This is a genomic window from Halomonas sediminis (genome assembly GCF_044871105.1).
Taxonomy (GTDB): Bacteria; Pseudomonadota; Gammaproteobacteria; order Pseudomonadales; family Halomonadaceae; genus Vreelandella; species Vreelandella zhuhanensis.
In genome coordinates this window covers 862,172-883,483 of the sequence record NZ_CP085246.1, presented here as the reverse complement: position 1 = coordinate 883,483, position 21,312 = coordinate 862,172, and the positions used below count along the sequence as shown (strand labels likewise).

Sequence of the window (21,312 nt, the reverse complement as noted above, 5' to 3'; positions counted from 1 at the left end):
GTGATGCCCTTCTCCAAGGGCATCTTCTGCGCCAATGTCCTCTAAGGAAGTGTTATGTTTCCACAATACTGGCTTGAAGCAGCCACGCCGGCATTCAACCTGGTAGGTCTGGTGGTATGTATCGGCGGTCTGACGCTAGCGCAACGCATGACGCGCCGCTGGCCGGGCTACGTCATTGCATTGATCGGCTTCTTGATCGCCGCCACACCGATGCTCTATCAATACATCAGCGCCATGCGTTATGGCCAGTGAGCGCGGAAAAATCAGCCGTGAGCTGACCGATCTTCTCGCTCGCGGCCGAGACCGGCAGCTGCGCCTGGCGGTAACCGGGCTTTCCCGGGCGGGAAAGACGGCGTTTCTCACCTCGCTGGTCAACCAGCTGCGCCATGCCGGGCTTGAAGCGCGCCTGGACATGCTGCCCGCTGCCCGGGAAGGTCGCCTATTGGGTGCCCAACGCCTCAATCAGCAAGACCTCGGCGTCCCCCGCTTTCCCTATGACCAGGCCATGGCGGCACTCAATGCCACCCCTCCGCGCTGGCCCGACCCCACCCGGGGTATCAGCGAGTTGCGCTTGCAACTGCGTTATCGCCCGGCGCGCAGTGGCTGGTTGACTCCGCAGACCACCAGCCTGACGCTCGATCTGTTCGACTACCCTGGCGAATGGTTGCTTGATTTACCGCTTCTCCAACACGATTTTTTTAGCTGGAGCCAGGCCCAGACCCGAGCCCACGGCCCACAGCGGCAAGCCCTGTTTACCGATTGGCAAGAAGGGGTCGCCGCTCTCGACCCTGCCGCCGAGGCCGATGAAGCACTGTTAGCTGAACTGGCCGAACGCTACGCCCAGGGGCTGCGCCGCGCCAAAAAAGCCGGATTTTCGGATTTGCAGCCAGGACGTTTCCTGTTGCCCGGCGAGCTTGAAGGGGCGCCTGCGCTCCAGTTCTTTCCGCTGCCGGGGCTGATCGATGCCCAGCGTGCCGAGCTTGACGCCCTACCCGCGGAAAGCCTTTACGCGACCCTGGCCCAGCGTTTTCGCTACTATCAACAGCATGTGGTTCGCCCTTTTTACCGGGACCATTTTCGTCGCTTCGATCGTCAGATCGTGCTGGTCGATGTACTCGGCGCCTTGAACGCCGGGCCAGAACGTTTCGATGATTTATCGCGTGCCCTGAACCATTTGATGCAGAGTTTCGATTACGGCAAACGCAGCCTGCTGACGCGGCTGTTTGCGCCGAAGATTGACCGCCTGGCCATCGCCGCCACCAAAGCCGATCATGTTACCCCTGACCAGCATCCCAATCTCATTCATCTGCTCGAAGCCTTGCTGGCGGAACCGTTGCAGGATCTACGCTTTGCCGATGTGCCGGTCAAGGCATTTTCGCTGGCGGCCATTCGCGCCACCCAGGCCCGTGAAATAACCCAGCAGGGCCAACAATCGGCGGCATTGCGCGGCACCACCCTCGAGGGCGAAGAGGTATTGGTCTACCCCGGCGACGTTCCCGCAAAATTGCCCGATGCCACCTTCTGGGACCAGCAGGGTTTCAATTTTCCGGCGTTTCGCCCCATGCCGCGAACCACCGATGTCCTGGCGCACATTCGTATGGACAGCGCCATCGACTGGCTGATCGGAGACAAGCTCACATGACCCAGCCTTCACCCGACCACCCCAAGCCGCGCAGGCACTTCGCGCTGGATGATGACCCGGCGAAAGCCCCACCGACCGACACGACATCCGGGTTACGCGGCCACCAGCAGTTCGGTCAGGAGGTGGCTCACCGCCAGTGGCAAGAAGACCCTGGCGCTGAGGAACAGGCCCTTCCCGCCGCCAGCCTGGGAGCGCCGCGAAAACGTCGCTGGGGGCTTTTGACTGCCTTGGTCGGCGGACTGGGACTAGGCAGCGCAGAACTTGCCAGCGGCATGCTTGATGCCCTAGGCCGTGCCGACTGGCTGACCCTGGCCTGGCAGGCGTTCGGCATCATCCTGATCGGCTTGGGCGGGCTCTCCCTTGGACGCGAGCTGTTTCGCTTGAAGCGTTTGCGACGCCACGAACGCTTGCGCCGTCAGTTGACCCGACTCCCCGAGACGTCCCCCGCTCAAGCCCACGCCATGGCCGAACAGTTGCGCCGTCAGTTCAAGCTATCTAGCGACGACCCGCACTGGCAGGCGTTCAGCCAGGCGTGCCAGCCGCATCATGACGGTGCCGATATCCAGATACTACTGGCTCACCACCTTCTGGCGCCACGCGACCGACAAGCCCAACGTTTGATCTCACGGATGTCCGGGGAAACCGCCGTCATGGTGGCCATCAGCCCTCTGACCCTGGTCGACATGGGATTGGTGGCGTGGCGCAACCTGGCCATGGTGGATCAGCTGTGCCGGCTGTATGGCCTGGAACTGGGCTATGCCAGCCGCTTGCGCCTGTTCAAGAACGTGCTCCACAACATGGCCTTTGCCGGTGCCAGCGAATTGGTAACCGACGCCGGCATGGACATGCTGTCGCTCGATCTCGCCGGACGTCTTTCCTCGCGTGCCGGCCAAGGGCTGGCTTCCGGGCTGCTTAGCGCCCGCCTGGGGCTTCGAGCCCAACGGCTGTGCCGCCCCTTGCCTTTCGACAGTGAGAGCCGACCCAAACTAGCCGATTTACGCCGGGACCTTTGGCATCAACTGAAACGCTTGGAAACCCCGCCTTCCCAAGAGCGTTCCCAAGAGTCGTCATAAGCACATTCGTGCCGATCTTTTCGGAAGCTAAAGGGTTTACTGCACCAAACTGCTCGGCGCCCTGGGTTTATGTGGCTGTAACCAATTGAATTCATGTGCCCGAAACGCCTTTTCGGTTGCAGAGTTTGGCCCCGCGCGAAACCATCCGTATAGTGGCACCCTTATCTCGCCAATTGATCGTGCCCAATGTTGCAGAATAACTCCGTACTCGCTCAGCTCAAACAGCAGATTCGTAAAACCACGCCGCGCGTCGAAGGCGTGATCAAGGCCACGGCCAAGGCCTTCGGTTTCCTTGAAACCGAGGATGGCACGTCTTATTTCGTGCCGCCGCCCGCCATGAAAAAAGTGTTGCATGGCGACCGTGTCGAAGCCGTGATTCATGAAGAAGGCGACAAGACATCCGTCGACCCGGAAACGCTGCTCGAGGCCGGGCTCGACCGGTTCGTCGGCCGCGTGCAAAAGCGTGAAGGTCAGCTTGCTGTGGTGCCGGATCACCCTTTGATCAAGAATGTGCTCAAGGCGCGTATCAAACGCGACTTGGATGAAGCCAGCATTGAAGAAGGTGACTGGGTAGTGGCGCGCCTGGTGCGTCATCCGCTCAAGCCGGATGACCGCGCCTTTTTCGCTCAGATCGACGAGTTAGTGGCTAAAAGCAGCAATCCCGCCGTGCCATGGCGTGTCACTCTGGCCCGCCATGCCTTGGAACAGGATTGCCCTCCGGCCGCGGATGAATGGCCGCTGCAGGACGAAGGCCTGACTCGCGAAGACCTGACCGCCGAGCCTTTTTTCACTATCGACAGCGAAAAGACTCGTGACATGGACGATGCCCTGCGCATCGAGACCCACAAGAACGGTGGCTGGCGCTTAAGTGTGGCGATCGCCGACCCCACCGCCTACATCGAAGAAGGCCATGCGGCCGACCTCGAAGCCCGCACACGCGCCTTTACCGTCTATCTGCCGGGCCAGAACGTTACCATGCTGCCCGAGCAGCTCGCCGACGACCTTTGTTCGCTATGGGAAGGCAAGGAGCGTCCGGTGCTCGCCTGTGCGCTGGAGATCGGTGCAGACGGCAGCCTGGGCGAATATCGATTCTTCGCTGCCAACGCCAAATCGCATGCCAAGCTGGCCTATGAAAAGGTATCCGACTGGCTGGAAGGAAAAGGCGACTGGGCGCCGTCTGACGAGATTGGCGAGCAGCTCAAGGCACTACGTGACCTTACCGAAGCTCGCAGTGCCTGGCGTGCCAAACATGCGCTGGTGTTCAAGGACACGCCGGATTACGTCTTCGACCTGGATGCTGCCGGCAATGTATTGGGCATTCGCACTGAAGACCGGCGCATCGCCAATCGCATGATCGAAGAGTCGATGATTGCCGCTAACGCTTGTTGCGCCGATCTGCTGGCCACTCATGTTGGCCATGGTATCTTCAACGTGCACCGTGCTTTCGAGCCGGAAAAGGCCGAGGCCGCTCAGGAGTTCCTCGCCACGCAGGAGATCGAAGTCGAGCGCGAAATGCTCACCGAACTGCCACGTTACCGTGAACTCAAGCGCGCTCTGGAAAGTCGTGAAGACGCCTGGTTGGATGTCCGTCTACGGCGTTTCCAGGGCTTCACCAGCATGTCGGCCCTGCCTGGCCCGCACTTCGGCCTGGGCCTGCCCGCCTACGCCACTTGGACATCGCCGATTCGTAAATACGGCGACATGGTCAATCACCGCTTGATCAAACGTGTGCTCAAGGGCGAGCAGGCACCGGCGGAAGCCAGCCAGCAGCTCACCGATCAGCTCACTGAACGTCGTCGCTTGAACCGCATGGCCGAGCGCGACGTCAAGGATTGGCTGTATGTGCGTTACCTGACTTCGTCGGCGGAAAATCAGGAAACCTTCGATGCCGAGATCATGGCAGTCAATCGTGGCGGCATGCGCGTGCGCCTGGTGGCCAATGGCGCCACGGCTTTCGTCCCGGCGCCTCTGATGCACAGCGACCGCAGCAAGGTGGTGATCGACGATAAGGAAGGACGCATCCAGATCGAAGGCGAAGAACGCTACAAGCTAGGCGATAGTCTGCGCGTGGCTCTCACCGAAGCGCGTGAGGAAACCCGCTCGCTGGTGGCGCGTCCCGCCGATTGATCCCTAAGTAAGCACGTAGCAAGCACCACCCAAAAGGGGCAGCGATCACGCTGCCCCTTTTTTGGTGCGATTTGGTCAATGGCTAGATTCGCTGATGGCTAGAAAAGCGTGTCGCTTCGCTCACTGATCAATGGCCAACCAGCGTCCTTGTCGGACACCACCGTGGGCGGAAGGGGCCATTCGATCGCGAGACGTTCATCGTTATAGCGCAAGCCGCTTTCGGCCTCGGGATGATAGGCCGCCGAGACCAGATAACTGACTTCAACATCGTCGGTCAACGTCTGAAAGGAATGCGCAAAGCCTTGCGGCACATAAAGCTGGTGCCGGTTAGCCTCGGTCAGCTCGAACAGCTGATGGTGCAGGTAGGTTTCCGAGTCTTCACGAATATCCACGATGACATCGACAATCGCTCCCCGGATACAGCGTATCAATTTGGCTTCGGCATGCGGGCGTCGCTGGTAATGCAGCCCCCTTAAGGTACCGCGCTGGGCGGAAAAGGAGGTGTTCTGCTGCACAAAATCACCTAGCAGGCCATGGCGCTCGAACTCCGCACGACACATGGTGCGGGCAAAAAAACCCCGTTCATCCCCACGCGGTTCAAGCTCTATCAGTCTGGCATCCTTGAGGTTCGTTTGATGAAAAAGCATGACTTACTCCATGGAAGTGGCGGCGTTACCAGGCAGGGGTGCCAAGGCAAACATGGCTTCCTGCTCGGCATACAGGCGGTCGATCAAGCGCCCTGGCGGTATACGCACATCATCAAGGGTCAGCGCCGCGTCCTTTTCCACATGCCCTACCACTTGACAACCCAGCGCCAACCCGACAGGCAACAGCCGTTCCCGCCGGATTACCTCGATGTTTTCAGCCACTCCATAGACTTCGAAGCCGCCAAGCTCCTCGATTGTCTCGCCCTCATGCAAGGTTTTTTTGGCCATGGCGATCACACCCACCTTGGGGCCATCCAGGGGAGACAATACCGGATCACGGAACAATACCGCTCGGGCAACGGATGTGGGCACTTCGAAATGGCACAGATGATAGGGCGTCGTGAAGCAGTAATACGGCCCCTCCCCCATCTTGTAGAGTTCGAGATAATGGCGCTGGCGGGGATTGTCGATGGTGCCCAGCACGAACACACCTGGCCCCGGCCGCGCCCCGACAACGTAGTCAACCAGCCCCGGTCCCGTCGGGTCCAGGTAGGGTTCGAAGGCCGATACTGTCTGCTCGATGGGTACCAGGGGACCACCACCAGGCACCCCGCCGGAAAAATCGGGGCCGAGCATGCCACGCTGTGCCACTTGCATGCCGGTGCCGTTGGCGACGATCGCCTGTTCGAACGAAATTTTGGTGCCATCGGCAAAAGACGCTACCATCGCCGGCTTTTGCCCCCAGCGCTTGGCAAAGCCTTCCTGGGTAGCCGGGTTGCGATAAGGGTCATGCAGACCCTTGATGTTGCCACACAGCACAGGTTTCACCCCCAGGCCGGCGACGAACCGATAGAGGTTCATCTGTACGCCGGGCTGATCGCCATCGGCAAAGCTGTAGACGACCCCCGCCGCATCGGCTTTTACTTTCAGGATGGGACCAATCGTGCCGTCGAGTTCCGCATTCATCTGAATGACGTCTTTACCGCTTTCCAGAGCTGCCAATATGGCATGCGCCGCGAACTCCAACGAACCGGTTACCTCGATGATCGCATCCAACCCCTCAGCACGAGCCAGTGCCACAGCATCCTCGGTGACTGCCGGCCGCCCAGCCGCAAGCGCCGCTTCCAGTTCCTGCTGGGTGTCACAGGCGACCGGCTCGACCTCGGTTTGCTGAAAGACCTTGATCGCTGCATCCAAGTGACGGTTGGCAATGGCGCAAAGCCGCATTCCAGGTGTCGCGGTCATGATCTGCAGGCCGATACCACTGGCTTGAAACCCCGCCCCGACCATCCCCACTCGAATAGGATTGCCTTGTGCCTCTCGTTCGGCAAGCGCTGTATCAACAATAATCATCGGTGGTTCATTCCTTCCAGAGCTTCCAGGGGGCACCTTCCGCCCAGGCGGTCTCAAGCACCATTCTATCTCTCAGCGTATCCATGCTTTGCCAGTAACCGTTGTGATGGAAATATCCCAACTTGCCAAGCTCGATCATCCGGTTCATGGGCTCGTTTTCCCACACGGTCTGGCTATCGTTGATCGCCTCGAACACTTCCGGCTCGCAGACGAAGAAGCCGCCATTGATCAAGCCTCCATCTATTTCTCCCTTTTCGCGAAAGCCTTCTACCTGACTGTTACCTTCCTTCAAGCGCAGCGCACCGTAGCGGCCGGGCTGCGTTACCGCCGTCAGGGTGCACCAATTCTTCGAAGCCAGATGAGAATCGATCAATGCCGTAATGTTCAGGTCACTCACCCCATCACCATAGGTCAAGCAGAAAGGTTCGTCCGCCAGGAAAGGCATGGCCTTCTTGAGCCGTCCTCCGGTCATGGCATCGGCACCCGTATCCAACACAGTGACTTTCCAGTCATCGTTCACACTCTGAAGCCAGTCGATGCTGCCCGTTTTCAGGTCGATGGTGTAATCGGTTCGATTGCCGCGATAGTTGAGAAAATAGTCGCGAATGTACTCCACCTTATAGCCTCCCAACACGACGAATTCCTTGAAGCCATGATGGGCATACATTTTCATGATATGCCAAAGGATCGGCCGCCCTCCCACTTCCACCATCGGCTTGGGGCGAATCGCCGTTTCTTCACTCAAGCGTGTTCCAAACCCCCCCGCAAAAATTGCGACTTTCATGATCTAACCTCCATTTCAGGCACCAAGGTAACGTGGGGAGAGGCAGGCAGAACACTGGGGGTCAATGCATTACGAATTTGCCAACTCAAGTTTTCGGATAGACGTCCTTCGTTGATATGCGCCTGTAGCGCATGCAGGCGCATATAGCGTGACGTTCGGAACTGGGCATCGGAGAATTTCATGCTCTTGAGCCCATTGACTACCCCCATGATCGAATGCAAAAGCGTCATTTGCGGTTGGTGCCCGGGTGCCAACTTGGCGAACAGGCTGAAATCCACCTGATAGGAACGGCTATCCGCCGGCGCTTGAGTATTGATACTCAGGGTGGTGCCGGGGATTGCCTGAGCAACGGCAGTCGCCAAGTCCCGCACTTGATGATTGCGTTCGTCAGAGCCGGTATTGATATTGAGTATGCGTCCCCCGTTTTCGGGCTTGCGCTGTACCGCCCAGTCGATAGCTCTGGCCATGTCGGAGACATCAATCAAGGGCCGCCAGGGAGATCCATCGCTAAGCACGGTAATATGTTGCTGGCTTAGGGCACAGGCAACGAAATCATTGAGCACCAGATCCAGGCGTAAACGTTCCGACATCCCGCAGGCAGTCGCAAAGCGCAAGCTGGTAATCACCATGTCCCCCTCGATGCCCGCCAAGGCTTCTTCAGCCGCTATTTTCGAGCAGGCATAGGCGGTAACGGGAGCCACGGGATCCGCTTCACAACGCGGAGCACCCAGAGCGACGCCATAGATGCTGCAACTAGAGGCAAAGACGAAGCTTTCGACACCCGCCTGGGCCGCTGCCTGAGCCATATCCACCGTAGCCTGCTGATTGACCGCAGCCGTGACGGCAGCGAAACGATCTCCCATGGGATCATTGGAAATCGCAGCCAGTTGAATCACGGCCGTATAGCCTTCAAAAAAATCAGCCGAAATATCCCGAATGTCTCCCAGAAACTGTTGGTCAAGATAACGCTCGGGAAGAAGCTCGGTACCCGTCAAACAATGCGCGAAATAGGCATTGTCATAACCATGAAGAATAGCGGATGGGTGTTGTACGGCTAACTCACGTACCACGACGGAGCCGACGTAACCCATATTTCCCACGATCAAGATTTTCAAAATATCACCTCGGCATTGTCATCAGTTAGCCAAGTCTTTCCATGGCCCAGCTTCAAGCTGCTTTATTTATTTTTACCGCTATAAAAAAGCTGATTCCCGTTTCCTTTTCTCTCGAATTAGAGATTAAATTTCAGCCATTCCGGATTGCCGACCCAAGCAAGCGACAATAAAAAACGGCTAAAGATTACGTTAAGTAACATTATTGACATTAAAATTACAATGTAAAAATAAGCGACACGGCATTTCCTGTCAAGCACAGGGCCGACCCAAACACCCCGCTTGTAGTACCATTTTTTTCATTCAAAAAAGCAGAAGGGGCACCTTTTCAGGTGCCCCTTCTTGTTCATGCTTGAAGTAAAGACCAGGATTTTACCAGCCAGTCACTTCCTTCAATGCATCACCGATTTCCGCCAGCGAACGCACGGTTTTCACACCGGCATCTTCCAGAGCGCCGAACTTCTCATCGGCAGTCCCCTTGCCACCGGAAATGATAGCGCCGGCGTGACCCATACGCTTACCCGGAGGTGCGGTGACACCGGCGATGTAAGACACCACCGGCTTGGAAACATTGGCCTTGATGTAGGCTGCCGCTTCCTCTTCGGCGGTACCGCCGATTTCACCGATCATGACAATCGCTTCGGTTTTCGGATCCTTCTCGAACATCTCGAGAATATCGATGAAATTGGAGCCCGGAATCGGGTCGCCACCGATGCCCACGCAGGTGGACTGGCCGAAGCCATGGTCGGTAGTCTGCTTGACCGCTTCGTAGGTCAGAGTGCCCGAACGCGACACGATGCCCACACGGCCCGGCTGGTGGATATGCCCCGGCATGATGCCGATTTTGCATTCACCGGGAGTGATCACGCCAGGACAGTTGGGACCGATCAGGCGCACGCCCAGCTCGTCACACTTGACCTTGGCTTCCAGCATGTCGAGTGTGGCGATGCCTTCTGTAATGCACACGATCAGCTTGATGCCGGCATTGGCGGCTTCCAAGATCGAGTCCTTGCAGAACGGAGCCGGCACGTAGATCACGCTGGCCTCGGCACCAGTCTTTGCGACCGCTTCCTTGACGGTGTTGAACACCGGCAGGCCCAGATGCTCCTGGCCGCCTTTGCCCGGCGTGACCCCACCGACCATTTTCGTACCGTAGGCAATCGCTTGCTCGGAGTGGAAAGTGCCCTGGCCACCGGTAAATCCTTGGCAGATGACCTTGGTGTTCTTGTCGATCAAGATGCTCATTACTTGCCCTCCGCCGCTTTCACGACCTGCTGTGCCGCGTCAGTCAGGCTGGTAGCCGCGATGATGTTCAGACCACTGGAGGCCAGTTTTTCGGCACCCAGTTCGGCATTGTTACCTTCCAGACGCACCACGACCGGCACGTTGACACCGACCTGCTCGACGGCACCGATAATGCCTTCGGCGATCATGTCGCAGCGCACGATACCGCCGAAGATATTGACCAGAACGGCCTTGACCGAATCGTCGGAAAGAATCAGCTTGAAGGCTTCCGCGACGCGTTCCTTGGTGGCACCGCCGCCAACGTCAAGGAAGTTGGCCGGCTTGCCGCCGTTCAGGTTGACGATATCCATGGTACCCATGGCCAGACCCGCGCCATTGACCATGCAGCCGATATTGCCTTCCAGCGCGACGTAGTTGAGTTCCCATGCCGCCGCTTCGGCTTCACGCTCGTCTTCCTGAGACGGGTCGCGCATGGCCTGCAGGTCCGGATGGCGATACAGAGCGTTGCTGTCCAGGCCCAGCTTGGCATCCAGGCAATGCAAGTTGCCTTCGTCGGTAACAACCAGAGGGTTGATCTCGAGAAGTGCCAGATCCTTGTCGTGGAACAGCTTGGAAAGGCCCAGGAAGATCTTGGTGAACTGCTTGACCTGGTTACCCTTGAGGCCCAGCGCGAACGCCAGCTCACGGGCCTGATACGGCTGCGCACCGACCAGCGGGTCGATCTCGGCCTTGAGAATCTTTTCAGGCGTTTCTTCGGCGACCTTTTCGATTTCCACACCACCTTCGGTGGACGCCATGAACACCACACGACGTGTGGTGCGATCGACTACCGCACCCAGATACAACTCATCGGCGATATCGGTGCAGGTTTCGACCAGAATCTTGGCGACCGGCTGGCCATGTTCATCGGTCTGGAAGGTGACCAGGTTCTTGCCCAACCATTGCTCGGCAAAAGCCTTGGCTTCTTCCGGGCTTTTGATCAGCTTGACGCCACCCGCCTTACCGCGGCCACCGGCGTGAACCTGGGCTTTGACGACCCATTTATCACCGCCGATTTTCTTGCAAGCCTCGAAGGCTTCTTCGGGGGTGTCCACGGCGAAGCCCTTGGATACCGGCAGACCATAATCGGCAAACAGTTGCTTGCCTTGATATTCGTGAAGGTTCATCGATTCATGCCATTGGTTGCATGTGACTCGAACGATGATCGGAAAGCCCGCGCCTTTGCGGCTGCCGATCATCCCCGCGCTTTCGATACATAGCCGAGAGCGTCACGCCACCGAGACGGTGGCGCTTATTTATTTATCTAGGTATTACTTGCGTTTCTTGCGGTTGGCCATATGGATGGCATGGCCGTCAACGGCGAGAGCCGCTTCATGCACCGCTTCCGACATGGTCGGGTGAGCATAGCAGGTCAAGGCCAGATCTTCGGCACTGGAGCCGAATTCCATGGCGATGACACCCTGAGCAATCATTTCACCGGCATGCTGGCCGACGATATGCATGCCCAGAATGCGGTCGGTTTCGGCATCCGCAATGATCTTGGCCTGACCTTCGGTGGCATTGTTGGCCATGGCACGACCACTAGCGGCAAACGGGAAGCTACCCGTCTTGACCTTGATGCCCTTGGCCTTGGCTTCTTGCTCGGTCAAGCCGACCCACGCCACTTCCGGAAAGGTATAGACGACGTTAGGAATGGTGTCGTAGTTCATTTCGGCTTTATGGCCGGCAATGATGTCCGCGACCATGATGCCTTCTTCGGAGGCCTTGTGCGCTAACATCGGACCACGCACACAGTCGCCCACTGCATAGACACCGGGTACGCTGGTGCGGCACTGGTCATCGACGAAGATGAAACCACGCTCATCCAGGTCAATGCCCAGGCCATCGGCAACCACGCCCTTGGTGTAAGGACGCCGACCGACGCAGACGACCAGTTTATCGAACGTCATTTCCTGCTCACCGCTGGCATCGGTGTACTTGACGATGACTTCATCGTCCTTGACCTCGGAGCCTGTCACACGCGCACTGAGCTTGATATCCAGCCCCTGCTTCTTGAGCAGCTTCTGTGTTTCCTTGGCAATCGCGCCGTCCACCATGGGCAAGAAATCATCCATAGCTTCAAGCACGGTGACCTCACTACCCAGACGGTTCCACACACTGCCCAGCTCAAGACCAATGATACCCGCACCAATTACACCCAGACGCTTAGGGGTTTCCTGGAATTCCAAGGCACCGGTGGAATTGACGACCAGGCCTTCGACCAGCGGCGTCGGGGGAATCTCGACCGGCACGGAACCCGCCGCAATCACGATATTGTCGGCTTCAAAGGTGGTGGCCTTGCCATGCTGATCGGTGACTTCGACCTGCTTGGCGGCAATCACCTTGCCAGTTCCCTGAAGTGCCGTGACGCCGTTGGCCTTGAACAGGCCGGCGATACCCCCGGTCAGATTGCTGACGATCTTGTCCTTGCGCGCCATCATCTTCTTGACGTCCATGCTGACGTCGCCGGTTTCGATACCGATATCGGAGAAGTCATGCTTGGCTTCCACGAATTTGTGCGAGGCTTCAAGCAAAGCCTTGGAAGGAATGCAGCCTACGTTGAGACAGGTTCCACCCAGCACCGTCTTGCTACCGTCTTCGCTGATCCATTTCTCGACACAGGCCGTCTTGAGCCCTAGCTGAGCGGCACGGATGGCAGCGACATAGCCACCGGGGCCTGCACCAATAATGATCACATCAAACTTGTCAGCCATGTCGGCTCCTTTAGCTTGGTTGCCTCTCCCCTTGTGAGGGCAGAGGCTGAGTGCGATTGAACGTGAAATGCGATAGGGAGATTACACGTCCAGCAACAGGCGTGCCGGATCTTCCAGCAATTCCTTGATAGTCACCAGGAATTGCACGGCATCTTTGCCATCGATCATGCGGTGGTCGTAGGAGACCGCCAGATACATCATCGGGCGAATTTCGACCTTGCCATTGACCGCCATGGGACGTTCCTGAATCTTGTGCATTCCCAAAATGGCGGTTTGCGGCGGGTTGATGATCGGCGTGGACATCAATGAACCGAAGGTGCCGCCATTGGTGATGGTGAAGGTGCCGCCCTGCATCTCATCGATACCCAGCTTACCGTCACGCGCCCGCTTGCCGAAGTCGACAATACCTCTCTCGACATCAGCGATTTTCATATGGTCGGTATCACGCAACACCGGTACTACCAGACCACGCGGCGTGGAAACCGCCACGCCGATATCCTGATAACCATGGTAAACCATATCGTCGCCATCGATAGAGGCATTGACATCCGGGAAGCGTTTTAGCGCTTCACTGGCTGCCTTGACGAAAAAACCCATGAAGCCCAGCTTGGTATCGTGGGTCTTGAGGAAGGTATCCTTGTACTGAGCACGCAGGCTCATTACCGCGCTCATGTCCACCTCATTGTAGGTGGTCAGCATGGCGGCCGTCTGTTGAGCTTCGACCAGGCGCTTGGCAATGGTTCTGCGCAGGCGACTCATCGGAACGCGCTTCTCGGGACGCTCGCCTTCGACAGCCGGGGCGGCAGCAGCCTTGGCCGGTGACTTGGCAGGTTTGGCGGCTTTCTTGGCGGAACCGTCTTTTACCGCTTTCTGCACATCTTCTTTCAAGATGCGCCCACCCTTGCCAGTGCCTTCTATCTTGGCAACGTCAAGGTCGTGTTCGGCAACCATCTTGCGTGCCGCCGGGGCCAGAATCTTGTCACCGACTTTTTCATCGGCTTTCTCGCCGGCACTGTCTTCGGTACGTTCTCCAGTGCTTTCTTCACCCGCGCCTTCGTCAGCACCGCTCTCGCCACCAGCGCCTTCGGTAAAGATAGCCAGCACTTCCTCGGACTCTACCTGGCTGCCTTCTTCCGCCTTGATCTCACTCAAGGCACCATCCGCGGGGGCGACGACTTCCAGCACAACCTTGTCGGTTTCGATATCAGCCAGGACGTCGTCGCGCTTGACCGCCTCTCCGACCTTCTTGTGCCAGGTGGCAACGGTGCCTTCCTGAATCGACTCGGGGAAAGAAGGCGCCTTCACTTCATGCTGTTCACCACCGCCGGAAGGCTTCTTGTCTAACTTGGCCTTGGCTTTCTTTTCATCTTTCTTGTCGCTCTTGGCGTCCGGTTTGCCGCTGCCATCACCGGAGGCCTTGCCTTCGCCGACCTTGCCCAGTATTTGTTCGGACTCAACGGTGTCGCCTTCCTCAGCCATGACATCAGTCAGCGTACCTGCTTCTGGTGCCAACACTTCGAGCACGACCTTGTCGGTTTCGATTTCAACAATCAGCTCGTCGCGTTCAACGCTGTCACCCGGTTTCTTGTGCCACGCGGCTACAGTGCCTTCGGCAATGGATTCCGGAAAGGTTGGCGCTTTGATCTCGGTAGCCATGTCGTTTCCCTTATGTGTTCTCGTGTTCCAGCGGGTGCCTTACAGATTGAAGGCATCTTCCACTAGCTGGCGCTGCTGTTGAGTATGAACGGACATATAACCTGCTGCCGGTGCTGCCGATGCCGGGCGACCGGCAAACTTGAGGTTGCGCCCCAAGCTATCTTTCAGCATATCGGCCACGGCCCGCATGTGATGCTGGCTCGAGTACCAGGCTCCCTGGTTGAGCGGCTCTTCCTGACACCACACCACATCCTCGATATTGGTGTAGGGCGTCAGAATTTCCAGCAGCTCTTCCTTGGGGAACGGGTACAGCTGTTCGATACGCACGATAGCGGTATCGTCACGCTCATTATCGACTCGCCAGTTTGCCAGGTCGTAATAAACTTTACCGGCGCACAACACCACGCGTTTTACCTTCTCCGGTTTGAGATCGGCCTGGTCGGGCAATACCATATGGAATTTGCCGTAAGCCAGATCATCCAGGCTGGAAACAGCTTCCTTATGCCGCAACAGCGATTTCGGCGACATGATCACCAATGGCTTGCGCAGCGGACGAATCACCTGGCGGCGCAACAGATGGAAGATCTGCCCTGGTGTGGTCGGCACACACACCTGCATATTGTGCTCGGCGCACATTTGCAGGAAACGTTCCAGGCGAGCCGATGAGTGCTCCGGCCCCTGGCCTTCATAGCCATGCGGCAATAGCATGGTCAGACCACACAGACGCCCCCATTTGGTTTCACCGGAGGAGATGAACTGGTCCACCACCACCTGGGCACCATTGAAGAAATCACCGAACTGCGCTTCCCAAATCACCAAGTCGTTCGGGGCAGTGGTGGAATAGCCGTATTCGAAGGCAAGCACGGCTTCTTCGGAAAGGAAGGAGTCGTGAATGGTAAATGTCGGCTGAGCGTCCGCCATGTTCTGTAGCGGCACATAAGTGCTGCCATCTTTCTGGTTGTGGACCACAGCGTGGCGGTGGGAAAAGGTACCGCGACCCACATCCTGACCGGTCAGGCGAATCGGATGTCCCTGGTCGAGCAAGGTGGCGTAAGCCAGGGTCTCGGCAAAGCCCCAGTTGAGGCCCATGCCACCGGCATGCATTTTGCGTCGGTCTTCGTAGATCTTGGCCACCTGGCGCTGCACTTCCACGCCGTCGGGAATCTCGCACATCCTGGCGGCCAGCTGCTGCAGGTGTTTCATGTCCACGGTGGTATCGGCATCGCCGCTCCACTCGTGTCCCAGATAGGGTGCCCAATCAACGAACAGGGAGGTATTGGGTTCCTGCACCAAGGCATTGGCCACATGGTTACCCGCTACCAGATCCTCGCGGTAGGTTTCCACCATCGCCTTGGCATCGGCTTCGCTAAGTATGCCCTGCTCCACCAGCCGCTGCGCATAAATGGAGCGTGGAGACGGATGGCCCTTGATCTTGGAGTACATCATGGGCTGGGTGCCCGATGGCTCATCGGCTTCGTTATGGCCGCGACGGCGGTAACACACCAGATCGATCACCACGTCGCGCTTGAATTCCTGGCGATAATCGATGGCTACTTGAGTGGCGTGCAACACCGCATCCGCATCATCACCGTTGACATGGAAGATCGGCGCCTGAACCATTTTGGCGATATCGGTGCAGTACTCGGTGGAACGGGTATCCGCCGGGTGCGACGTGGTAAAGCCAACTTGGTTGTTGATAACGATATGTACCGTGCCACCGGTCTTGTAAGCGCGGGTCTGGGACATCTGGAATGTCTCCATGACCACGCCCTGGCCGGCGAAGGCGGCGTCGCCATGAACATTGATCGGCAGTACCTTGGTGCCGTCCTTGTCATTGCGTCGGTCCTGACGGGCACGCACCGACCCTTCGACCACCGGGGCCACGATTTCCAGGTGTGAAGGGTTGAATGACATGGCCAGGTGCACTTCACCGCCCGGCGACATGACATTGGAACTGAAGCCCTGGTGATATTTGACATCACCGGAACCCCGTTCGATGACTTTCTTGCCATCGAACTCGTCAATCAGGTCCGCCGGGTTCTTGCCGAGAATATTGACCAGAAGATTGAGACGGCCACGGTGAGCCATGCCGATGACGACTTCCTTGGTACCGTAACCGCCGGCACGCTGGATCAGCTCGTCCATCATCGGAATAAAGGCTTCACCGCCCTCCAGGCCGAAGCGCTTGGTGCCCGGATACTTCGATGCCAGGTAGTTTTCCAGCCCTTCCGCGGCAGTCAGACGCTCAAGCACGTGCTTGCGCACATCTTCATTGAACTTGGGTGCACTGCGTACCGCTTCGAAACGCCGCTGTAGCCAGCGCTTCTCTTCGGTATCGACAATGTGCATGATCTCGCAGCCGATCGAGCGACAGTAGGTCTGCTCGAGGGCGTCGACGATTTCACGCAAGGGGGCCTTGTCCATACCCAGGAAAAACGAGCCTGTCTGAAACTCGGTGTCCAGGTCAGCTTTGGAAAGCTGATGGAACGACAGGTCAAGGTCGGGGACGGGGGTGGGATTACGCAGGTCCAGAGGATCGATATTGGCCTTCTGATGGCCACGAAAGCGATACGCGTTGATCAACTGCAGGACTTTGACCTGCTTCTTGTTCTCTCCGCTGTCAACAGCGGCGACCGCAGCGCCTGGGCGCGTTTCTCGGCCTAGTTGATAGAACTGATCACGGATGGGGCTTAGTGGAACATCGTGGGAGGCACTGCCCTCGGGGCGCGGCAACTGGTCGAAATAGTTGCGCCACTCGTCAGGGACAGTATCAGGATCATCAAGGTACTGCTCGTAAAGCGCTTCCACGTAGTGGACATTGCCACCACTAACGTGAGAGGAACGCCACATTAACTCCATTATGCCTTGTTGCATCTCTCGGTCACCCTGCACTGATGGGGTGGTATCGGCATCGCCACGCATGCGCGACGACATCGCTGTTGCCCTGCCGGCGGGGCGGGAGGTTTGCCGGCGGCGCCGGCCTATAGCCGGAAGCCCTTTCGTTCTCTGCTCTTACTTTTCGATATTTCTTTTTTCAGTACTTCTTTTTTCAGTATCTCTTTTTTCAGTACTTCGCGTTCGCGCCATGCTCAAGAGCCGGTACTCACGGCACCGGCTCTTGAACCTGGCTACGATGTGACGCGACTTGATGCCGCACCACAACGCTCAGCCTCTATGATAACAAGCGAGCCGTCACGATTTAAGTGGCTTACACGGCAACTTAAGTGGCATTTCGCTTGTTTTTTCTTATGTGGCTTCGGCCAATAGCATTTCACGAATCTTGCCGATAGCCCGAGTCGGGTTCAAACCCTTGGGACATACCGCAACGCAATTCATGATGCCCCGGCAGCGGAACACACTGAACGGGTCTTCCAGCTCGGACAAACGCTCCTGTGTAGCGGTATCGCGCGTATCCACCAGGAAGCGATAGGACTGCAGCAGACCGGCCGGGCCGACGAATTTTTCCGGGTTCCACCAAAACGATGGGCAAGCTGTCGAACAGCAAGCACACAGAATGCACTCGTAAAGCCCATCGAGTTTCTCGCGGTCCTCAGGCGACTGAAGACGCTCAATAGCCGGCGCCGGGGTGTCGTTCTGCAGATAGGGCTGAATACGCTCATACTGTTTGTAGAACAACCCCATGTCCACGACCATGTCGCGGATCACCGGCAGCCCAGGCAAGGGGCGCAACACCAGTTTATTATCCTTGATGACTTCGGATAGCGGCGTGATGCATGCCAGTCCATTCTTGCCATTCATGTTCATGCCGTCGGAACCGCAAACGCCTTCACGGCAGCTGCGGCGAAATGCCAAGGCGCTATCCTGCTCTTTCATCAGATGCAGAACATCAAGCACCATCAGGTCGCGACCTTTGGTATCGACCTGAAACTCCTGCATGTACGGCGCGGAGTCGGTTTCCGGGTTGTAGCGGTATACGGATACCTGAAGGTTGGACATAGTGACTCCCTCTCGTCAATACGGAGTTTAGTAGGTGCGAATTTTCGGTTCGAGCGTTGCCATGGTCTTAGGCTTGAAGTTGACGTCGCGCTTTTTCAGCTGCTTTGTCGCCGGGAAGTACAGTGAGTGCTTCAGCCAGTTGACGTCGTCACGATCCGGGTAGTCGTAGCGAGAGTGCGCACCACGGCTTTCCTTGCGCTCCAGGGCAGAAATTGCCGTTGCTTCGGCCACTTCCATCAGGTTATCAAGCTCTAGGGCTTCGACACGGGCCGTGTTGAAGGTGTTGGACTTGTCCGGCAGGTGCGCATTGGCAATACGCTCGCGCAATTCTGCAAGCTGCTTGACACCCTTCTGCATATTCTCTTCTTCACGGAAGACGCCGAAAGAAGCCTGCATGATGTCTTGCAAGGCCGCCTTGAGCTCGGGGACGGTTTCACCGCCTTCTTCAGACTTGTTCCAACGCGTCATGCGAGTCATGGCCGCTTCGATATCGGATTCGGTGGCATCCAGATACTCGACACCGGCATTGAGAGCGCCTTCAATGAACATGCCCGCCGCACGCCCGAATACCACCAGGTCGAGCAGTGAGTTGCCACCCAGACGGTTGGCACCGTGTACCGAGACACAAGCCGCTTCGCCGCAAGCAAACAGACCGTTGACGATCTGGTCCTTGCCATCTTCGCCCTGCATGATCGCCTGACCATGCACGTTGGTCGGAATCCCGCCCATCATGTAATGGCAGGTCGGCACCACCGGAATCGGCTCCTTGGCCGGGTCCACATGGGCAAAGGTCTTGGACAGTTCGACGATACCCGGCAAGCGCTTGCCCAGCACTTCTTCACCCAGATGATCGAGCTTCAAGAAGACGTGATCGCCTTTCTCGCCGCATCCGCGACCCTCAAGGATTTCCATGACCATGGAGCGCGCGACCACGTCACGGCCGGCAAGGTCCTTGGCGTTGGGCGCATAACGCTCCATGAAGCGCTCGCCATCCTTGTTGATCAAGTAGCCACCTTCACCACGGCAACCTTCAGTCACCAAGGTACCCGCACCATAGATACCGGTCGGGTGGAACTGCCACATTTCCATGTCCTGCATCGGGAAGCCGGCGCGCAGCGCCATACCGATACCGTCACCGGTATTGATCAGGGCATTGGTGGTGGAGGCGTAGATACGTCCGGCACCCCCGGTGGCCAGCACCGTGGCCTTGGATTTCACATGCACCACTTCACCGGTTTCGATGCACATGGCGATACAGCCCACGACATCGCCCTCGGCATTCTTGACCAGATCCACCGCATACCATTCATTAAGAAAGACGGTGTTGTTCTTTATATTGTTCTGATACAGGGTATGCAGCAAGGCATGGCCAGTACGGTCAGCGGCGGCACAGGTGCGTGCGGCTTGGCCGCCTTCCCCGAAGTTCTTGGATTGGCCGCCGAAGGGACGCTGATAGATACGGCCGTTATCAAAGCGCGAGAACGGCAGGCCCATATGTTCCAGCTCGAACACCGCCTTGGGACCTTCGGAACACATGTATTCAGCCGCGTCCTGGTCAGCGATATAATCACCGCCCTTGACGGTGTCGTACATGTGCCAGCGCCAATCGTCATCAGGATCGGCGGAAGCAATCGCACAGGTGATGCCACCCTGGGCGGAGACAGTGTGTGAGCGCGTCGGAAACACCTTGGAGAGCACTGCTGTCTTCTTGCCGGACTTGGCCAGTTCAAGTGCGGCTCGCAGACCGGAACCACCGCCACCAATGATGATGGCGTCAAATGTCAAGCTACGCAGGTTGGACATGAATCAAGCTCCCCACAGAATTTGAATGCTCCACACCAGATACACGAAGATGGCCAGAATGATCAGCATCTGGGCACCCACGCGCTGAGGCGTAGACTTGAGGTAATCGGTGGTTACGGTCCATAAGCCGATCCAGGCGTGTGCCGCCAGGGAAATGAAGGTCAGCAAGGAGAAGATTCGCATCCATGCCTGGTCGAACAGGCCGCTCCAGGTGTAATAATCGAGCCCCGGGTTGAATAGCAGATAGGCGACAAGAAACACGGTGTACAGCGCCATGATCACGGCGGATACACGCTGCATCAGCCAGTCGGAAAGGCCGCTGCGGCCAAAGCTCGTAATGTTGGTTACCATACCCAGACTCCCGCCAGAATAATCAGAAGGACACTGACCACGACGGTGGCCTGTGCTTTTTTTATGCCACCTTCCAATGTCACGCCGATATCGACGTCCATGAGCAGGTGTTTGATACCAGCGACAAAGTGAAACGCCAAGGCGGAGAGCAGACCCCAGGCAATCAGTTTGGCTAGAAAGTTATGGGCCAGTGCATCGCTTACCGCATCGAAACCTGCCGGTGATGAAAGCGACTTGTCCAATGCCCAGAAAGCGAAAATCAGACCAACGAACAGGATGACACCCGTGACGCGGTGTGTGATCGAAGTCAACGCAGGAAGAGGGAAGTGTATGGTCGAAAGATCTAGGTTTACGGGTCGTTTGCTATTCACGGCTTTATACACTCTCTTGGCCCGCTCTGCGACAGGTCGGGCATGGCCCGAGCGGGGTGATTTCTGGAAGCAGCTCGGCCGTTGCCAAGTCGGGCACGACCTCCTACCTGTCGGTCGCGCGCCAAGATTATAAGAACCTTAGGCTCCGCTGACAAACCGAACTCCGATTAACTCGACCATGGTTCAAGAAGATAGCCAGATATCGAGTCGATTTTGCATTGCAGCATAGCTATAGTAGATTACAGCATCAAGCCAGACGCAGGTGGCCACATTCAGAAGAACGCACAGAATAACGGAGAAGCACTCGCTTGCTCGAACACTAAATGTTTAACTGATGCCCCTTAATATTATACAAAAGCTGCACAAAATGTAACTACCAGTATAGCTCGAGCTGGCATTTAGGCTAATTGACAATCCTTTTTACGCTTCTATAGTGGG

General features: G+C 57.3%; 17 protein-coding genes. 4 read left to right on the top strand and 13 right to left on the bottom strand.

The features are described from left to right. Positions 1-54 precede the first annotated feature (54 nt). The 4 genes from LG290_RS04240 (at position 55) to LG290_RS04225 (ending at position 4,842) form a co-directional block, all read left to right on the top strand. Positions 55-252: a hypothetical protein gene (locus LG290_RS04240; protein WP_160419748.1), complete on the top strand. Its 198-nt coding sequence runs from the start codon at positions 55-57 to the stop codon at positions 250-252. After that, entirely contained in the window at positions 242-1,642 is a 1,401-nt protein-coding gene (locus tag LG290_RS04235; protein ID WP_499836377.1) for a YcjX family GTP-binding protein, read from the top strand. The genes LG290_RS04240 and LG290_RS04235 overlap by 11 nt, the downstream gene beginning before the upstream one ends. Beyond that, entirely contained in the window at positions 1,639-2,715 is a 1,077-nt protein-coding gene (locus LG290_RS04230) for a YcjF family protein (protein WP_499836376.1), read from the top strand. Before LG290_RS04235 ends, LG290_RS04230 begins: the two co-directional genes overlap by 4 nt. A 186-nt stretch (positions 2,716-2,901) precedes the next feature. Next, positions 2,902-4,842, top strand: coding sequence for an exoribonuclease II (locus tag LG290_RS04225; protein ID WP_499836375.1), 1,941 nt, complete (start codon positions 2,902-2,904; stop codon positions 4,840-4,842). 98 nt (positions 4,843-4,940) lie between these two features. Here LG290_RS04225 and rfbC read toward each other — a convergent pair whose 3' ends face one another. The 13 genes from rfbC to sdhC all read right to left on the bottom strand — a co-directional run bounded on the left by rfbC (position 4,941) and on the right by sdhC (position 20,874). After that, positions 4,941-5,489: a dTDP-4-dehydrorhamnose 3,5-epimerase gene (rfbC, locus tag LG290_RS04220; protein ID WP_499836374.1), complete on the bottom strand. Its 549-nt coding sequence runs from the start codon at positions 5,487-5,489 to the stop codon at positions 4,941-4,943. Between the two features lie 3 nt (positions 5,490-5,492). Continuing rightward, complete coding sequence (locus LG290_RS04215) at positions 5,493-6,842, bottom strand: NAD(P)H-dependent oxidoreductase (RefSeq protein WP_499836373.1); 1,350 nt, start codon at positions 6,840-6,842, stop codon at positions 5,493-5,495. A 7-nt stretch (positions 6,843-6,849) separates the two neighbouring features. Then, on the bottom strand, positions 6,850-7,626 hold the full coding sequence (rfbF, locus tag LG290_RS04210) for a glucose-1-phosphate cytidylyltransferase (protein ID WP_499836372.1): 777 nt from the start codon (positions 7,624-7,626) through the stop codon (positions 6,850-6,852). Next, positions 7,623-8,741 carry an NAD-dependent epimerase/dehydratase family protein gene (locus tag LG290_RS04205; protein ID WP_499836371.1) on the bottom strand — a complete coding sequence of 373 codons (1,119 nt, stop codon included), beginning with the start codon at positions 8,739-8,741 and terminating at the stop codon, positions 7,623-7,625. Before LG290_RS04205 ends, rfbF begins: the two co-directional genes overlap by 4 nt. A gap of 369 nt (positions 8,742-9,110) precedes the next feature. Further along, positions 9,111-9,983: a succinate--CoA ligase subunit alpha gene (gene sucD, locus LG290_RS04200; protein WP_160419756.1), complete on the bottom strand. Its 873-nt coding sequence runs from the start codon at positions 9,981-9,983 to the stop codon at positions 9,111-9,113. After that, entirely contained in the window at positions 9,983-11,149 is a 1,167-nt protein-coding gene (gene sucC, locus LG290_RS04195) for an ADP-forming succinate--CoA ligase subunit beta (RefSeq protein WP_160419757.1), read from the bottom strand. The genes sucD and sucC overlap by 1 nt, the downstream gene beginning before the upstream one ends. A 144-nt stretch (positions 11,150-11,293) precedes the next feature. Further along, positions 11,294-12,736, bottom strand: coding sequence for a dihydrolipoyl dehydrogenase (lpdA, locus tag LG290_RS04190; protein WP_499836370.1), 1,443 nt, complete (start codon positions 12,734-12,736; stop codon positions 11,294-11,296). 81 nt (positions 12,737-12,817) lie between these two features. Further along, the gene (gene odhB / locus LG290_RS04185) at positions 12,818-14,392 is read right to left on the bottom strand and encodes a 2-oxoglutarate dehydrogenase complex dihydrolipoyllysine-residue succinyltransferase (protein ID WP_499836369.1); all 1,575 of its coding nucleotides are present in this window, start codon (positions 14,390-14,392) and stop codon (positions 12,818-12,820) included. Between the two features lie 39 nt (positions 14,393-14,431). Then, complete coding sequence (locus LG290_RS04180) at positions 14,432-17,266, bottom strand: 2-oxoglutarate dehydrogenase E1 component (protein ID WP_499837021.1); 2,835 nt, start codon at positions 17,264-17,266, stop codon at positions 14,432-14,434. Positions 17,267-17,638: 372 nt separating this feature from the next. Next, a complete protein-coding gene (locus LG290_RS04175) occupies positions 17,639-18,349 on the bottom strand; it encodes a succinate dehydrogenase iron-sulfur subunit (RefSeq protein WP_160419760.1) in 711 nt (236 codons plus the stop codon). Positions 18,350-18,376: 27 nt separating this feature from the next. Then, positions 18,377-20,152, bottom strand: a complete 1,776-nt coding sequence (gene sdhA / locus LG290_RS04170) for a succinate dehydrogenase flavoprotein subunit (RefSeq protein ID WP_499836368.1) — start codon at positions 20,150-20,152, stop codon at positions 18,377-18,379. Positions 20,153-20,155: 3 nt separating this feature from the next. Next, the gene (gene sdhD / locus LG290_RS04165; protein WP_499836367.1) at positions 20,156-20,503 is read right to left on the bottom strand and encodes a succinate dehydrogenase, hydrophobic membrane anchor protein; all 348 of its coding nucleotides are present in this window, start codon (positions 20,501-20,503) and stop codon (positions 20,156-20,158) included. Next, a complete protein-coding gene (gene sdhC, locus LG290_RS04160; RefSeq protein ID WP_319928139.1) occupies positions 20,497-20,874 on the bottom strand; it encodes a succinate dehydrogenase, cytochrome b556 subunit in 378 nt (125 codons plus the stop codon). Before sdhC ends, sdhD begins: the two co-directional genes overlap by 7 nt. Positions 20,875-21,312 lie beyond the last annotated feature (438 nt).

Bases quoted from the DNA above. Each gene is read 5' to 3' on its own strand.
- rfbC (WP_499836374.1), bottom strand. From the start codon at position 5,489: ATGCTTTTTCATCAAACGAACCTCAAGGATGCCAGACTGATAGAGCTT.
- sucC (WP_160419757.1), bottom strand. From the start codon at position 11,149: ATGAACCTTCACGAATATCAAGGCAAGCAACTGTTTGCCGATTATGGT.
- LG290_RS04225 (WP_499836375.1), top strand. From the start codon at position 2,902: ATGTTGCAGAATAACTCCGTACTCGCTCAGCTCAAACAGCAGATTCGT.
- sdhA (WP_499836368.1), bottom strand. From the start codon at position 20,152: ATGTCCAACCTGCGTAGCTTGACATTTGACGCCATCATCATTGGTGGC.
- LG290_RS04215 (WP_499836373.1), bottom strand. From the start codon at position 6,842: ATGATTATTGTTGATACAGCGCTTGCCGAACGAGAGGCACAAGGCAAT.
- LG290_RS04235 (WP_499836377.1), top strand. From the start codon at position 242: ATGGCCAGTGAGCGCGGAAAAATCAGCCGTGAGCTGACCGATCTTCTC.
- lpdA (WP_499836370.1), bottom strand. From the start codon at position 12,736: ATGGCTGACAAGTTTGATGTGATCATTATTGGTGCAGGCCCCGGTGGC.
- odhB (WP_499836369.1), bottom strand. From the start codon at position 14,392: ATGGCTACCGAGATCAAAGCGCCAACCTTTCCGGAATCCATTGCCGAA.
- LG290_RS04240 (WP_160419748.1), top strand. From the start codon at position 55: ATGTTTCCACAATACTGGCTTGAAGCAGCCACGCCGGCATTCAACCTG.
- rfbF (WP_499836372.1), bottom strand. From the start codon at position 7,626: ATGAAAGTCGCAATTTTTGCGGGGGGGTTTGGAACACGCTTGAGTGAA.
- LG290_RS04175 (WP_160419760.1), bottom strand. From the start codon at position 18,349: ATGTCCAACCTTCAGGTATCCGTATACCGCTACAACCCGGAAACCGAC.
- LG290_RS04230 (WP_499836376.1), top strand. From the start codon at position 1,639: ATGACCCAGCCTTCACCCGACCACCCCAAGCCGCGCAGGCACTTCGCG.
- LG290_RS04180 (WP_499837021.1), bottom strand. From the start codon at position 17,266: ATGCAACAAGGCATAATGGAGTTAATGTGGCGTTCCTCTCACGTTAGT.
- sucD (WP_160419756.1), bottom strand. From the start codon at position 9,983: ATGAGCATCTTGATCGACAAGAACACCAAGGTCATCTGCCAAGGATTT.
- sdhD (WP_499836367.1), bottom strand. From the start codon at position 20,503: ATGGTAACCAACATTACGAGCTTTGGCCGCAGCGGCCTTTCCGACTGG.